We start from the raw sequence: 14,844 nt of genomic DNA on the forward strand, positions 1-14,844 counted from the left end.
TGATGTTTTATGGGTTCTTCTCTTCTTTTAATAATATCTCTGCGGCAGGTACATTATGCAGCGGGCTCACCTTTACGCCGGTTGTTTGCGCACCCTCCAGCGATTCCCCGCTCAGTTGCAGGTGCCGGATATAAGCGGCCAGCGCTTTCAGTTCGGCTTTATTCCCCGGGAAAGGCGGCATATAGGTACGGCCGTTGTGCATATTGGGAATATAGGCTTCCATGGAATTTTCCTCCAGCGGCTTCCCTTTGCCGTATACGCCTTCAAATACCGTTACAATGGAATTAATCCCATTCGTGGTATGACAACGGCTGCACGACAACATAAACACATCCCTGCCTGCGCTCAGTTTATCCGTTTCCGTTATAGCTGCCGATCCCGTATAGGTGGCGTATTTCAGGATACCATCCCTTTTATACAACGGGTAGTCCTCTTCCCGCAATAAATTGGAATACATATACCCTCCTATCACGTAAGGCTTCCTGATAAATTCCCTTACCCTCTCAAAAATGCCGAGGAAACCAAAAGCAGCCAGGCAGGGCGCCAATACAAAAACAAAGCGGATACTGCAGGGCCGGGCCCAGGCCCAGATGCTGATGATCACCACCAACGATACCGCGCCGGGAATAATATAGCGCAGCACCCCGTAATACTTTTCAAACTCCATGGTGCCTACCGCTGTGCTCATATTGGAGCGCATGGCTTCCGGCATAGCGTGGTAATAGATATAAGCCGCTGCCAGCGTAACCGGCGCCCAGCCGAGAATCCATTGTGCAGCGCTTTTCAGCGCCACGCTTCTTTCTTCGCTGTTCTTTTTCCCGAAGATGGTAGTAAGCAACATCCCGAAGACGCCACCCAGGATCATGGCGGCAGGCGTTCTGAAAAAAAGCTGTGGCAGGTAAATGGGATTGGTAAACCCGTTCAGCAGGCTGTGATGTTTGTTCCAGTTGCCGGGATCCATCATAAACCCGAGTATGGATACAATGATGGCCATCGTGATCCAGGAAAAAATGGACAGGAACCACCCCAGCCGGATATGGCGCAGCTTTCCACGCAATGTGGCATTGGCATTTTTCCAGGTGAGGAAATAGATCATGATCAGCACTACCTCCGTTACAAAAGTGAGCCACTCCACGAACCATGCAAAGTAAAACACGCGGATCAGGCTCCCGATGGAGGCAGGACTGATCAATGCGGCGGAAAACCAGATCCCTACGCCCGTCATAGCCCCTATGGTGGTAGTAATGATAAAGGCCACCTTCATTTTTTTATATACCATTTCATCCCAGGAAGGATTAGTGATCTGCCTGGGACCGGCCATTTTAACACCCTTTTGTTCCAGCCACGCGATGTAGGGAATAAAACCCACTGCCAGCCCGTGGTTGATAAAAACGTGTATAATGGCGATCATGGCAATGAGGAACCGGTTGTTCAGCCAGTCGAGGTGAAACATTGGAAAATCCATGTGATAATGTTTGGTCTATAACAATTTTAACAGCAGCAGGATCAGGCAGCATAACAGCACGCCTACTGCTATCCTGTTTAACAGGATGATGGTGCCCAGCAGGTTTTTCTTTCCCGGCCCGGTATTATATTCATTGACTGACATACAAATATTTTTACTGTTGATTTTTTCTGAAACTCTCGGGTGTTGCGCCCGCATTTTTTCCAAAGAAAGTGACGAAATAAGAGGCGCTTTCAAAACCAAGTTCTTTAGCTACCTCCGCTACCGACAACCCCGTGTAATGCAGCAGGCGCCGTGCTTCCAGCGTGATCCGTTTACGGATCAGCGCTCCGCTGGATAACCCGTTGTATTCCCTGCACAATTTGTTCAGGTAGTTGGTGGTGATATTCAGTTGCCCTGCATAAAAGGAAGGCGTTTTGTGCTCAATGAAATGCTCATCCAGCAGCTGTTTGAACTGCCGCAGTTTTTCCTCCTTGTTGTTCTTACGCTCCGTTCCTTCCACCGGGTTAAACAGCCGTTCCAGGTTACAGAGCAGGATATTGAGATAAGACCTCAACACGTTGCCGGCGCCTTTCTGGCGGTGATGAAATTCCTGTTCCATAAAGCGGGTAATGTGATTCCACTCCGCCGCTTTGCCGGCGTCCAGGCGCACCTCATGCACATTTTCCCTATTGAGGAAAGAAAAGTTGAGCAATACATTGTTGTTATATCTCAGGGAGAAAAACCCTTCTGTAAAGCAGATCACGTGACCGCGGGCATTGCGGTTGATTTGTATGCTGCATATGCTGCCGGGTTTCACACAAATGATTTTCGGATGATCCAGCGGGATGGTAACGCCATCTATCACCACGTTGCCTGCTGCGCTTTCAATGCATAGCAGCATGTAGAACAATTGCCGGTGAGGTTGTTCCAGCAGCGGGTATTTGTCGGGAATGCATCCCGGGCTGCCTATCCAGAAAAAATCATTACCAGTGTCAAACATGTCGGCAGATAACACAGCGATTTCGCCGGATTTCATACTCATGTAGTAGCTTAATGATGTTTAACGCAATAGTGACTGGTTAGGCCATTGCAGCGGGCGGGCGGAAGATCTGCCGGATCAGCAGCTGGGGGAAGTAAGGCGAATGGTAATCGCAGAAGGTGATGATTATGCCGGGGGATACCGGTTTTGCCGGGGTAATATCAAAGGGCTGGCAAAACAGGGTAATTTCTTTCAAACGGCTGGCCGTATTGCCTTCCTGTTGTTGATCGTTTTCCTTTATTTTTTTGTCGAGGAAGCAGGCGCCTTTACACACGGGGATGAGATCGAACCGGTTGATACAAAGTTCTGAAGCGATATAATTCCTGTTAAGATAAAATGCGGCTACTATCCAGCAGTTGCCGGTGCTTTGCAAAAGCATTACGCACAAAAGCCATATGGAGAGTACCCTTTTCAATTTTCTTTTAGTAAGATGTTGATATCGTTTATCAGCCTGGTTGTTTCCTTAGGGTCTGTGCCGTTGTATACGCCGCGTATGTGCCGGGCTTTATCCACCAGCAGCAGTCCCCCGCTGTGCACATACCCTCCCGGAGCGGTGCTGTCTTTATACGCCGTGGAGAAGTATCCTTTCTCTGCCAGGTGGTACACCGTATCCTGGTTGCCGGTCACAAACCGCCATTTGGGGCCGCTTACTTCCTGGCTAACGGTATATGCCTTCAGGCGGGGAATGGAATCATCGTCCGGGTCAATGGTATGCGACAGGAAAAGCACCCCTTCATTTGCTTTGAAGGTATTGTATACCTTCTTCATTTCCGCAGTCATTTTTGGGCAGATGTTCGGGCAGGAAAGGAAGATAAAATCCGCTACGTAGATCTTCCCGGCGAACGACTGCTCATTCACCGGAAGACTGTCCTGGTCGGTGAACGAGAAAGGCGGTACCACCGGGTAGATGGTGTCGTATACCTTTTTCCCGTTCTGCTCATGCGCAACTACATCGGGCTCGCCCAGGATGGGCAGCCTTTTTCCGGACTTGTTACACGCGGACACCAGTAATGCGAGCAGGAGGATCTTTCTCATGGCTATTTCGTGCCGGGTGTGGCCTCTTTCATGACAAGTGTATAAGCAGCAGGATTTAACAGGAAGCTGTCTTTACATGCGCCGGAGCAAAACCCGATCACAGCGCCCTGGTAATGGGCAGTGTCGTAGATGCCTGCCTTAATGGGCATTCTGCATACGGGATCGCGCCTGTTGGCCACGAGGGCGGTGTCGTACTGCACTTCCTCCGGGGCTACCGCCATGGAAGAATCGCCCTGGACGGGTGTTTCATGACCGCTGTTCCCGGCGCATGCCGCCAGTGCAGTTATTATAAATAATCCTATATAAATCTTCATGCCGGTTCATTTTTTTTACCAGCAGCAAAAGTAGGGATTAATACCCAGGGAGGGGAAAAATGAACGGGACAATAGTTTAGAAAAAGATAACTGCTTTCCGGGCTGCATGTACCACTGCTTCCAGACCACGTCTGAGCGGCGGCCATGGGCGCGGGTTTCAGAGATAAGCCTTATATAAGCCTTATATAAACCTTTAGTAAGCCTTATATAAGCCTTATCTATAAGATATGGTTTATATATGTATAAACTCATTTTCATTTTCAGGTTATTGGAAACTATACCTGGAAACTTACTGCCATGGCCTGCGGACAGACGGGGCACTCCTTTTGCCGGAAGCCCGGCGTTTGGCGCAGCCCCGGCAAATCCCTACATTTATCACTATGGATATAAATGACGCCATTGCGCTGATAAAGCATACGCCTGCCAATGCGGGCGCTCCTTCGGTTTGGGCCGACCTCGGATGCGGCGCCGGTACATTTACCTATGCCCTGGCCCATTTGCTGGAAACAGGCAGTACTATTTATGCGTTCGATAAAGAAAGGCCCCGCTTAGCCGCTTTGCCTAACCCACAGCAGGTGCATATAAAGCCGGGGCAGCTGGATTTCCTGGAAGATGATTTACCGGTAACCGGGCTGAATGGGATCCTGATGGCCAACTCCCTGCATTACGTACCCAGGAAACCGGCGTTTATTGATAAAATAAGCCGGTACCTGCAACCGGATGGCGTTTTCCTCATCGTAGAATATGAAACCTCGAAGGCCAATCCATGGGTACCCTACCCCGTGCCTTTCCAGGCTTTGAAAGCGTTGTTCCATCATGCGGGATTTACATCTGCCGGCAGGCTGAATGAAAGACCTTCGGTATACGGATCAGGGCATATGTACGCAGCGTTGTTCAGGAGGTAAACAGGTGTATCAAAAGCGGACAGTGAACTGTACTGAAAATGAACAATTTTGTTTTCATACCAAGGCTATAGTCCTGTAAATCAGCTATCAGGGTACCAGGCATCCTGTTTGAGCACTACTCCTTTCAAATTCAGCGTTTATATTTCAACCGGATATTTATGATCAGGAATTTCTTCAAAGTGGCATACAGGAACCTTTTACGCAATAAAGGGTTTTCTTTTATCAATATTACCGGCCTGGCCATTGGTATGGCCGCCACCATGCTGATCATGCTGTGGATACAGGATGAGCGCAGCTACGATCAGTTCCATCAAAATAAAGACCGGATCTATGAAGTATGGAACCATGTACCCATGGATGGCGAGATCCACAGCTGGAACAGCGTTTCAGCACTGGTGGCGGGCACGCTGGAAAAAGACCTGCCCGAAGTAGAGCGCGCCGTGAGGGTTACCTCTGATAATTACCTGCTTACAGCAGGCGACAAAAAAGTAATGAAGTCGGCCAATATGGTGGATACCGGTTTTCTGCAGATATTCACTTTCCCGATGCTGAAAGGAGATCCGGCCACCGCACTGAACGACCCGCATTCAATAGTGCTCACCGAAAAAACAGCCCGGATATTATTCGATAATAAAGAGGCCATTGGTAAAATTGTAAAAGTTGATAATAAAGATAATTTTACGGTGACCGGTATCCTGGAAGATCTTCCTGCTAATTCAAGATTTAATTTCGATTACCTGCTGCCCCGGTCCTATACAAAGAACAGGGAAAGAACAGACCTTGGCTGGCATGATAACAGCACGCCTACTTACGTCTTGCTGAAACCCAATGCCAGCTATGCAACAGCGGAGGCTAAAATAAAAGATCTTAAACAGCGCTACGACGATGAAGCCAAAACGATGAAATGGGAACTGTCTATTTACCCGCTCAACCGCTGGCGCCTGTATTCCAGCTTCAGCAATGGCGTGGAAGATAATGGCGGCCGCGGCGCCTTCATCCGGCTGTTTAGCATCATTGCAGGGTTTATATTACTGATCGCCTGCATTAACTTCATGAACCTGAGCACCGCCCGGAGTGAAAAACGCGCAAAGGAAGTAGGGATCCGGAAATCAGTAGGGGCGCAGAAAAGCTCCCTTATCAGCCAGTTTATAGGAGAATCCGTGTTCCTGGCCTTCCTGGCAGGAATTGCCGCTCTCGTTATTGTGCAGGTATGCCTGCCTGCCTTCAACCAGCTCACTGGTAAAAAACTGATCCTTCAGTTCGGAAATATTTATACATGGCTGGGATTTGCAGGTTTTATCCTGTTCACCGGCCTGCTGGCTGGCAGCTACCCGGCCTTCTTTCTTTCTTCTTTCCAGCCGGTGAAAGTATTAAAAGGCACCTTTAAGAAAACCAATGCGCTCATCACACCAAGAAAAGCACTGGTGGTAGTGCAGTTCACATTTGCCATCCTGCTGATCATCTGCACTATCATTGTAAAACAACAAATAGATTATGCCCGCAACCGCAATACAGGATACAATAGAGATCATCTTGTATACCACTTTATGACAGGCGACATCGCCAAAAATTATGCGTTGATAAAAAATGAATTACTGGCTTCGGGCATTGCCAGTTCCGTTACCAAAACAAATTCCCCGCTTACAGAAAGATGGAGCGACGGATGGGGCCAAAACTGGGAAGGCAAAGACCCGAACTACAACCCCTCCTTCGACCGGTACCTGTGCGACGAAGGGCTGGGCGCCACCGCCGGCCTGCAATTTGTGCAGGGCCGCGATTTTGACCTGAAACAATATCCCACAGATTCAACCGGGGTTATTATCAATGAATCAGCGTTGAAAATAATGAAGCTGAAAGACCCGTTAGGTAAAACAGTAAGTGACCTGGGAGTCGACTGGCACATTGTAGGGGTTATTAAAGACTTTATTCTTACCAGCCCGTATGAACCTACCAACCCAATGCTGATATGCGGCGCGAAGAGCCGGTTTATGACTTTTAACGTGATGCAGATAAAACTGAACGGGAAGAATGCTACCGCTAAGAACCTGGATAAAACCACCGCCATTTTCCAGAAATATAACCCTGATTATCCTGTTGATATAAAATTTGTGGACCAGGCATATGCCGGCAAGTTTGAAAGTGAAAAGCTCCAGGGACAGCTGGCTGGCTTGTTTGCGGGGCTTACTATCTTTATTTCCTGTCTTGGTTTATTTGGCCTGGCCACCTATGTAGCAGAAAACAGGGTGAAGGAAATCGGGATCCGGAAAATACTGGGTGCGTCTGTAGCTGGTATCACTACATTATTGTCGAAAGATTTTGTGAAGCTGGTGATGATTGCGTTCCTGATAGCAGCGCCCGTGGCCTGGTGGGGCATGCATAAATGGTTGCAGGAATATACTTACCGGGTGAACATTGAATGGTGGGTGTTTGCATTGGCAGCTTTCCTTTCCGTAACCATTGCCTTGTTAACGGTGAGTTATCAATCGATCAGGGCGGCTATTGCCAACCCGGTAAAAAGCCTGAGAGCGGAGTAAGTTTTTTATTACATCTCCTCCGGGTTATGCTGCCCGGAGGAGATGGGTGTTTTATTTCTTTTGCTGCGCCAGGAAGCTCACTAATGATGCAAACTCCTCGTACGACAAAGCATTGGCAAGCCCTGTTGGCATCATGGAAGTTTTCATTTCCTTACGGCTCAGGATATCGGCCGCATTCACGGTATACACTTCTCCTGCAATATCTCTCATTACCACTTTAGTGGCTGTTTCTTCTGTAATAAATCCAACATAGGTCTTATTACCTTTCGCGGTCACTGTTACGGTGGCAAATCCCTGTGAAATAGAAGCATTGGGTTTAAGGATAGATTCGGCGATGCGCTCACGGTTCATGATAGATCCGATCTGTCCCATAAAAGGGCCTTTCATTTTTTCGCTTCTGCTGAGGCTATGACAGGCAATACAACCCTGGTTGGTGAACAATACCCTTCCTTTGGCTGCATCTCCTTTTAATTGCTTCACGGCCAGCAGCACATCTTCGATAGATGACTTACCCACCTGTCCTTTCTTACTTTTAATTTTCTCCAGGTCTACTTTTGGTTCTTTTGCTGCAACAGCTTCTTCCTTTTTCAGCGGGGCAAATGCAGCGATCTCCATCCTGTTACGGGCATCAAGCTCCCTGAAAAGCTGCAGGCGTACAGGGTTTACCGCTTCCTTCTTCATGAATTTTTCGATCACCGGCGATCCTGCCCAGAGCACCGCTTTATAGTACGGGCCATGTGAATCCGGACGGGTTCCCCACCACCAGGAGGCGTCGTAAGTGTCTTCTTTCCGGTACAGGCGCGCCAGCGTAACCAGGATCTGCTTCTTCAGCTTTTCGTCTTTCGATTGTTTGTAGGCAGCAATTAACCCGTTCACCGCTTTCTCATCGTGCATATAGCGCAAAGCCCATAATGCAAGCGTGGCGTTAGGCCCGTTGACAGCAGCTACGGCGGCATCTACGGCATTCAGTTCCACCAGTGCGCGCACTGCCAGGTGAGGCAATATAATGGCTGCATTAGGCGTAGCATGCGGTCCTTCTTTATCTTTTACAGGCGCCACAAATGAGGCTGGCACCTTTGTTTGCAGCAAGGCGGTAGCAGCTTCCATACGGCCCAAACGTCCTAAGCCTACTATTGCAGCGGCCTGCACCCGTGGGGATGGATCTTTCAGCGCATCCAGGAAAGGTTGCTCAGGAACATCCGCCAGTATGCCTTTGCGATCTGCCAGGGCGCGCAAAGCGTGCTCCTTTACAGAAGGATCTTTTGTAAGCTCCAGCAAGGCCGCAATACCGTCTTTCCCCGTAGCTTGCGCATAGGTGTAAAGGCCGGCCAGGCGGGCGTATAACGGCAATTGTGCATCTGATGCTATTTTTAACGTAGCTGCAATCGCCTGCTGGTCGCCACGGTGAAGCAGCTCCTGCGATGCATTTAAGCGGGCCACCGCACTGGGTGATTTAAGCAGGTTTACCAGTTCTTCCACCGGGGCTTTGGCCAGATCCGGGAAAGCCTTGTAGGTCCAGTTATTGGGCACTGCTCTCACTACAAAGCCGATGGTATCGCTACCGGAATAACCGGCGCCATCCCATGCAGAGAGGTAAAGCCGGCCTGATCCGTCAACATCCAGGTCGGTGATCTGTGGCAGCGCGATGAAATCTTCTTCTTTTTGTGTGAAGGTGGGGCCATCAGGTTTTACCCGGTGGATGTAAAGCATGCTTCTGCCCCAATCGGCCATCATCGGCACATTGTTATATTTCTCCGGCCAGCCTGGCTCCGACATAAATAAAGCGCCGGTACCGGAGCCTCCGCCGAGATCGGCCAGGGCGGGTATGATTTCATCGGTGAAATGCTGGAACAATACGGGGTAGCCGTATTCGCCTGACTGGATATGATGTGAGAAGCGCACATTCCATCCTCCGCCATCATTGGTATTTTCCCTTGTAAAAACATTCATGTAGGGATCAATGGCCACATCATACACATTGCGCGTACCGTGGGTAAAGACTTCCATTTCGGTACCATCGGGGCGTACCCTTATGATGCCGCCGCCAAGCATGGTCAATTTTTTACCGGAGCGGTCCGTAGCGTCATGAAATCCAAAGTCGCCCACCGCAATATAGATCCAGCCATCAATACCCATGCGGATACCGTTGGTGGCATGGTCTGTTCCACGCTCCTGGATATATTTGGTGTTACTGAGATGCTCAATCAGCGGCTTGGGAGGACCATCAGCCTTTCCATCACCATCTTTATCTTCAAAAACCACCAGGGCCATACCGGTGGCTTTACCTGTTTCACCGGAGAATGTGGTGTGCAATACAAATACCTGGTTGCCCATTACAATGATGCCCCGTGGATTGTCGACCGTAGCAAATTCAATATGCTCATCCATTTTACCATCATTGTCCTTGTCCACCAGTTTCAATATCCGGCCTTTCCCCGGGTCTTTACCCAGAGAGCCCATCATATCTACCCCAACAAATACTTCCCCGGTGGGCGCTACTGCCAGGCAGGCGGGACTGGGTGTAATGGCAGGGCCGGAAAACCGGGTAATGTTTAATTCAGCGGGAGCGGTTTGAGAATACCCTGAAAACGGTTTTACTACAATAAGCGCTGTAAGAGAACAGATCAGCTTAAGTGGAAATTTAATCATTGAATTGCGGCTTGTTTAAGATCGTATAACTATAACTAAAATAGCCGATCAAGATATAAAAAATAAATTTCCGTACTGAATTTATTCTTTAAACGGTTACCCGGGTGATTTTTGCCGGTTACCGTTGCTACGAAAATATTGCATTATGAAATAAATTATCCTATATTTAAGTATGCTATTCAGGTTGAGCTTAACCGGATTGAAAACGTTAGTAAAGAGATAAGATATTCCACGAACATAGTTCCAACCCGTATTTGAAGAAACTGAGATTTCATGATAGTGTTAGCCCGGTAATATAACGCCAGACACTAATCCTGATGACAATAATATATCCATGATACCCAAGTATTATTCTGACAAAGTAGTGCGTCTAAATGAGCTTTATGCAGGGGAAACGGAGGGAGCAGCGGATGCCGGTGCTGAAAAGGAACATCGCTATCATTCATCGGCATAGCATTACCGCTATGCATGCCTTCTTCATTTCCTTTTCCTGACAACTTTAGCTCTGCCCAAATGAATCACAACGTTAGTGCTGTTTCCACGCAGCGTATATTTCCACGGCTAAAAGAAATCATTGTTGTTAATAGCGTAGTATGGTCTGTAGCCACATTGGTGCTCTTCACACTAATAGTTTACTTCCCTGTATTTTCCCACCAGTTTCAAACACATTGGGATGATCAATGGGTAGTGATTAATCCGTACACAGAAAACGGGCTGAACGCAGAAAACCTGTGGGCCATCCTGACGGAATTTTACAAAGGGCAATACGCCCCTCTTAACCAGTTGCTATATACCATATTGTACGCAGCATTTGGTTACAATCCGTTCTGGTTTCACCTGGCAGGCATTATGCTGCACCTCTGCAACGTGCTGCTGGTCTATTTTCTCATCAGGCGTATTTTAATTCAATCAGGAAGTTTTACACCCGCCTCCATAACAAACATCTCATTTCTTACAGCAGCTATTATGGCCCTTCATCCACTGCTGGTAGAATCAGTGGCATGGATATCTGCCTCTAAAATTCTTATTTACAGTTTCTTCTACCTGGTTGGGCTTCATCTTTATTTAAGGTATTTATCATCCACCAAAATAATTTATTATATACTCACCCTGCTTTTTTTCATCTGCTCTTTCGGAGGAAAAGAACAGGCAGTAACATTCCCCGTATGTTTACTATTGGTGGATTATGCCGTAAACAGGGATTTAAAAAACAAACGGGTATGGATGGAGAAACTGCCCATGTTCCTGCTCGCCCTCCTGATGGGTTATATTACGTTACTTTCGCAAAGCGCAGATAAAGTAGGGCTGCTATCCAATTCCCGTCATTATCCGTTTTACCAGAACGTCATATTTGCGAGTTATTCTGTTACAGAATACCTGGTAAAATGCCTGATCCCCGTTAAACTAAGCTACCTGTATGTTTTCCCTAATGCCATCGGGGAAGAAGTACCAAAAAGATTCTGGATATATCCCCTGTTGCTGTTGATCCTGTTATTTTCCTTCTGGGATTTCTGGAAAAAGAAATGGGTGTTTTTTGGGATGGCATTTTTCCTGGTTCATATTGCCATGGTGCTTCATATTATTCCTATGGCCAGGTTTGCCATGGTGGCAGACAGGTATGCGTACCTCTCGTCTGTAGGAATATTTTTCCTGGTGGCATTCTTTGCAGATAAGGCATTGCAACAAACAAAACATATACGCCTGGTATTGACTGTTGCTTTTCTTTATGCCCTGTTGATTGGAGTTTATGCACATCAGCGAAGCAAAGTTTGGCGCAACAGTGATACCCTGAAACAGGAACTAAAAGAGCTGTTAGAGAAAGCAACGATTCCTCCAGATAATCCACACCAATGACACCGTTTATCATTACCCTGCCCAACATAACAGTTGAGTTATTCCTGCTGCAGTATTGGTGACCCCTATGGGGTCTTATCTATACTTTACAACCAAAACAGCAAACGATAATCAAACCTTCTTTCAATTCAAAATTATAACCATGAAAAGAATCCTTAAAATAGCAGGCGGTATTGCCGTTGTAATCATATTAGTCTGCAATCTCCAATATGCACTTATCAGCTTTGATATCACCAATTCGTCCAACAAGGCATCCGCAGCATGGGTGGATACCAATGGCAATGGTAACAGGTATTGCGGATCTACCGGCGACAGGACCTTCAGAACCGGTACCTGGGTTTGGGTAAATGATGACTACTATCACGTAGTGGAACATTGGATTGGTTACGATACCGGCTATTATGTGTTTTATCCTAACAACTCAGGCAACCAGTGTGGTGCAGAGTATAACCCTTTCACCCCGCATAACGACTACCATGATGTAACAAATATTCCACCTGCAATAGTACCCTGATCACATTCATCCTAACACCTGCCACCCTTTGCGGGTGGCAGGTTTACTCCTACTCACCAGCTGACTCAATCACCTATCAATGAAGCAACACTTACTGATCTTTTTGATATTGCTATTAGCTTCCTGCGCTCAAAAAAGAAGCAACAACTTACCAGCTATAAAAATTAAAATTACGCCAGCGGATAGCCAGGCTGTGTTTATAGAAGATATTGCCGACAGCGTTTATTATGTTCAGCTAAAAGCCACCAAAGATCTTTTCGTCAACCAGATCTCCGGCTTCTTTGTAACCGATAGCCTCCTCATTATTGCTGACCACTCACAGGGAGCTGTATTAATCTTTGATCAGCACGGCGTTCCCAGAACAAAAATCCACCGGGTGGAAAATAAACGAGATCAGTATGCAAGCATGACAGATGTAACTTATGATGCACAACAGCAACAGGTAGAAATACTGGATCTTAGCCAGAATAAAATATTCAGGTATGACATCAACGGCAAATTAAACAAGGTGCTTGAAATTATAGGCTCAAGATACTTTGGGTTAACGTTTGCAAAAAGCAAAGGAATGTATGTAAGCGAGATTGTAAATAACAATAAAGAGATGGTAAGGCTCAGGCTCTATAAAGAGAAGGGCAACATGGTTACTTATCATTCCCAGGAACTGTCTTTTTTCCCGCTTATCAAAGAACTTGATATAGCGTTCCCACATCAGTTTGATAACTACAAGGATTCGGTTTTCTATTTTCCGCTGCTGGATGATAAAATTTACCACGTAACCCTGGATGGAGCAACACCTGTATACCAGGTGGATGCGCCCAAAGAAAACCTGATCACGGAAGAAACCAAAGCCATTACCACTGTCAGGGATCATTTTGCCTATTGGAAAAAAATGGAAACTTCAGGTATTATCTATGATAACAACTCCCTGTTTATTACAGACCGGTGGGTATCGTTCCGGTATAGTTTCCAATCAAGGATCAGTCCGAGGAATGTATTCTACTCAAAGAAAACAGGGAAAGTGCTTCAGCTAACAGAATATAGCAGCCGCAAAGATGCTGCCTTCCATTCGCGGAATAAAATAATAGGAAAGCTGGGGGATTATTTTGTAATGAAGATGCCTCCCCTGCATGCGCCGGCGCCAGGAGCCGCTGCTCCGCAGGAGGATATTAGTTTTATGTTTTTCAGGTTAAAAGATTTTTGACCCTAACTCCTAAAAAAATATGCATTCCCTATCGCGCCCTGGTTCGCACATACTCCACCCAATCCGGCACCTGCTCCGGGATTTTCACATTGGGCTGAATGCCGATATTATCGATCTTTTCATCCGGTAAACGGTTGGTCCTTGAGGTAGAGAACCTTACCTTATAGATGCCGCAGGGCAGTTTGAAGGTGGCTGCATCTGCATAATCCACCACGCCAAGAGTGGGTGTGCCATACATCGTTACTTTGCTGCTTTGCCTGGCCTTGATCAGGAACAGCTCTGTGCTGCTGGCACAGTTCCCGTTTATCAGGATAGATACCTTTTGGGGGTATGGGAATATGGTATCAAACCGGGTCGTGTCGCCGGGCCAGAGGTTATACATACCTCCTTTGTGCGCCCACAGCACTTCCGCTTCCTTTTTAAAAACATTCTTCATGCTGTCTGAAATGTTGGGAAAATCGTACATGGCGTAGTAGCCCCTGATATTGTCCTCGGTGGCCAGTACAGATGAGCCTTTTGTAATCATTGGACCTGTATAGATCAGTGGCAGCAGTTTTTCAAAACAGAGCACCGAGCCGCCTCCATTGTCCCTGACATCGATGATCAGGTGCCTGCGCTGCTTAATGGCGGCGTCATAGCGGGTCAGCAGGCTGTCGATCTCACCCTTATAGGTAAGCTGTGCATTGGGTATAGCGATCAGGCAGGTGTTACTGTCCAGTATGCTGAAAGAAGGATGATATGCGCCGCCGCTGGCCTCAGGCGCAATTATTTTTTTACCCTGGCCGGGGTATTGCTTATACCAGTTGCCATACCCGGCGATATAAATAACGCCATCCCGGATGATGTTGAATTCCGGTACAGACAGTGTATGCATCCTGTTATAATAGGCCGTTAACCGGTATTTGCCGGCTTTGCCATCCAGTTTCATTTTTATTTGCCCGGGCATCCAGAACAGGCTGTCGGCCTGCAGCACAAAACCGGTCAGCTCACCGGGATGCTTTCCCTTTTCACGGGTGATACCCACCAGGTAAAGCCCCAACTCGTCTTCCCAGATTCCTTCCAGCGGGTCCAGCTGTTGTTTGTTCCTGTCAAGGTAGGATCTGAACTGCGCCTGGTTCAGCGTTACCCGTTCCGTATTACGGTATAAACTGCGGATGAGGGCATGGTTCACCGAATCTTCAATGAGGGCAACGGACACATGTCCGTCTTTAAAAAAATCCATCCACGCCGTCATCAGCTGCAGGCAGGTGGCAACATCTGCACCACGGGTTTGTTTCAGCAGGCTGTCGGTCAGCTGTTCAAACTCCCGGCGGTTTTCGTCAGTCACTTTATCTTTAAAGCCGGAGTAATTT

General features: G+C 47.4%; 13 protein-coding genes. 5 read left to right on the plus strand and 8 right to left on the minus strand.

Annotation, left to right across the window (positions count from 1 at the left end):
- Positions 1-7: 7 nt before the first annotated feature.
- Genes VIM72_RS27270 through VIM72_RS27295 form a run of 6 tightly spaced genes read right to left on the minus strand, consistent with a single transcriptional unit; the run spans position 8 to position 3,835 of the window.
- Positions 8-1,465 carry a cytochrome c gene (locus tag VIM72_RS27270; RefSeq protein WP_332005973.1) on the minus strand — a complete coding sequence of 486 codons (1,458 nt, stop codon included), beginning with the start codon at positions 1,463-1,465 and terminating at the stop codon, positions 8-10.
- 15 nt (positions 1,466-1,480) lie between these two features.
- Positions 1,481-1,609, minus strand: coding sequence for a hypothetical protein (locus VIM72_RS27275; RefSeq protein ID WP_332005974.1), 129 nt, complete (start codon positions 1,607-1,609; stop codon positions 1,481-1,483).
- A 10-nt stretch (positions 1,610-1,619) separates the two neighbouring features.
- A complete protein-coding gene (locus tag VIM72_RS27280; RefSeq protein WP_332005975.1) occupies positions 1,620-2,489 on the minus strand; it encodes a helix-turn-helix transcriptional regulator in 870 nt (289 codons plus the stop codon).
- A 37-nt stretch (positions 2,490-2,526) separates the two neighbouring features.
- Positions 2,527-2,865 carry a hypothetical protein gene (locus VIM72_RS27285; protein WP_332005976.1) on the minus strand — a complete coding sequence of 113 codons (339 nt, stop codon included), beginning with the start codon at positions 2,863-2,865 and terminating at the stop codon, positions 2,527-2,529.
- Positions 2,866-2,897: 32 nt separating this feature from the next.
- A complete protein-coding gene (locus VIM72_RS27290) occupies positions 2,898-3,521 on the minus strand; it encodes an SCO family protein (RefSeq protein ID WP_332005977.1) in 624 nt (207 codons plus the stop codon).
- A gap of 2 nt (positions 3,522-3,523) precedes the next feature.
- Positions 3,524-3,835, minus strand: a complete 312-nt coding sequence (locus tag VIM72_RS27295) for a YHS domain-containing protein (protein ID WP_332005978.1) — start codon at positions 3,833-3,835, stop codon at positions 3,524-3,526.
- A gap of 380 nt (positions 3,836-4,215) precedes the next feature.
- Here VIM72_RS27295 and VIM72_RS27300 point away from each other — a divergent pair, with 380 nt between their 5' ends.
- Both VIM72_RS27300 and VIM72_RS27305 read left to right on the plus strand, forming a co-directional pair.
- Positions 4,216-4,740 (plus strand): class I SAM-dependent methyltransferase, encoded by a 525-nt coding sequence (locus VIM72_RS27300; RefSeq protein ID WP_332005979.1) that lies wholly within the window; start codon positions 4,216-4,218, stop codon positions 4,738-4,740.
- A gap of 158 nt (positions 4,741-4,898) precedes the next feature.
- Positions 4,899-7,274, plus strand: a complete 2,376-nt coding sequence (locus tag VIM72_RS27305; RefSeq protein WP_332005980.1) for an ABC transporter permease — start codon at positions 4,899-4,901, stop codon at positions 7,272-7,274.
- 51 nt (positions 7,275-7,325) lie between these two features.
- On the opposite strand, the gene VIM72_RS27310 is transcribed toward VIM72_RS27305, so the two are convergent.
- Positions 7,326-9,923, minus strand: coding sequence for a DUF7133 domain-containing protein (locus tag VIM72_RS27310; RefSeq protein ID WP_332005981.1), 2,598 nt, complete (start codon positions 9,921-9,923; stop codon positions 7,326-7,328).
- Positions 9,924-10,436: 513 nt separating this feature from the next.
- Here VIM72_RS27310 and VIM72_RS27315 point away from each other — a divergent pair.
- From VIM72_RS27315 to VIM72_RS27325, 3 genes are all read left to right on the plus strand, one after another.
- A complete protein-coding gene (locus tag VIM72_RS27315) occupies positions 10,437-11,777 on the plus strand; it encodes a hypothetical protein (protein WP_332005982.1) in 1,341 nt (446 codons plus the stop codon).
- 142 nt (positions 11,778-11,919) lie between these two features.
- The gene (locus VIM72_RS27320; RefSeq protein WP_332005983.1) at positions 11,920-12,291 is read left to right on the plus strand and encodes a hypothetical protein; all 372 of its coding nucleotides are present in this window, start codon (positions 11,920-11,922) and stop codon (positions 12,289-12,291) included.
- 79 nt (positions 12,292-12,370) lie between these two features.
- Positions 12,371-13,492: a 6-bladed beta-propeller gene (locus VIM72_RS27325; RefSeq protein WP_332005984.1), complete on the plus strand. Its 1,122-nt coding sequence runs from the start codon at positions 12,371-12,373 to the stop codon at positions 13,490-13,492.
- 28 nt (positions 13,493-13,520) lie between these two features.
- Here the strand turns inward: VIM72_RS27325 and VIM72_RS27330 are convergent.
- A partial coding sequence (locus VIM72_RS27330) for a S41 family peptidase (RefSeq protein ID WP_332005985.1) occupies positions 13,521-14,844 on the minus strand: 1,324 nt, incomplete at its 5' end.

Origin of the sequence: Chitinophaga sp. (assembly GCF_036569185.1) — a bacterium.
Classification (GTDB): domain Bacteria; phylum Bacteroidota; class Bacteroidia; order Chitinophagales; family Chitinophagaceae; genus Chitinophaga.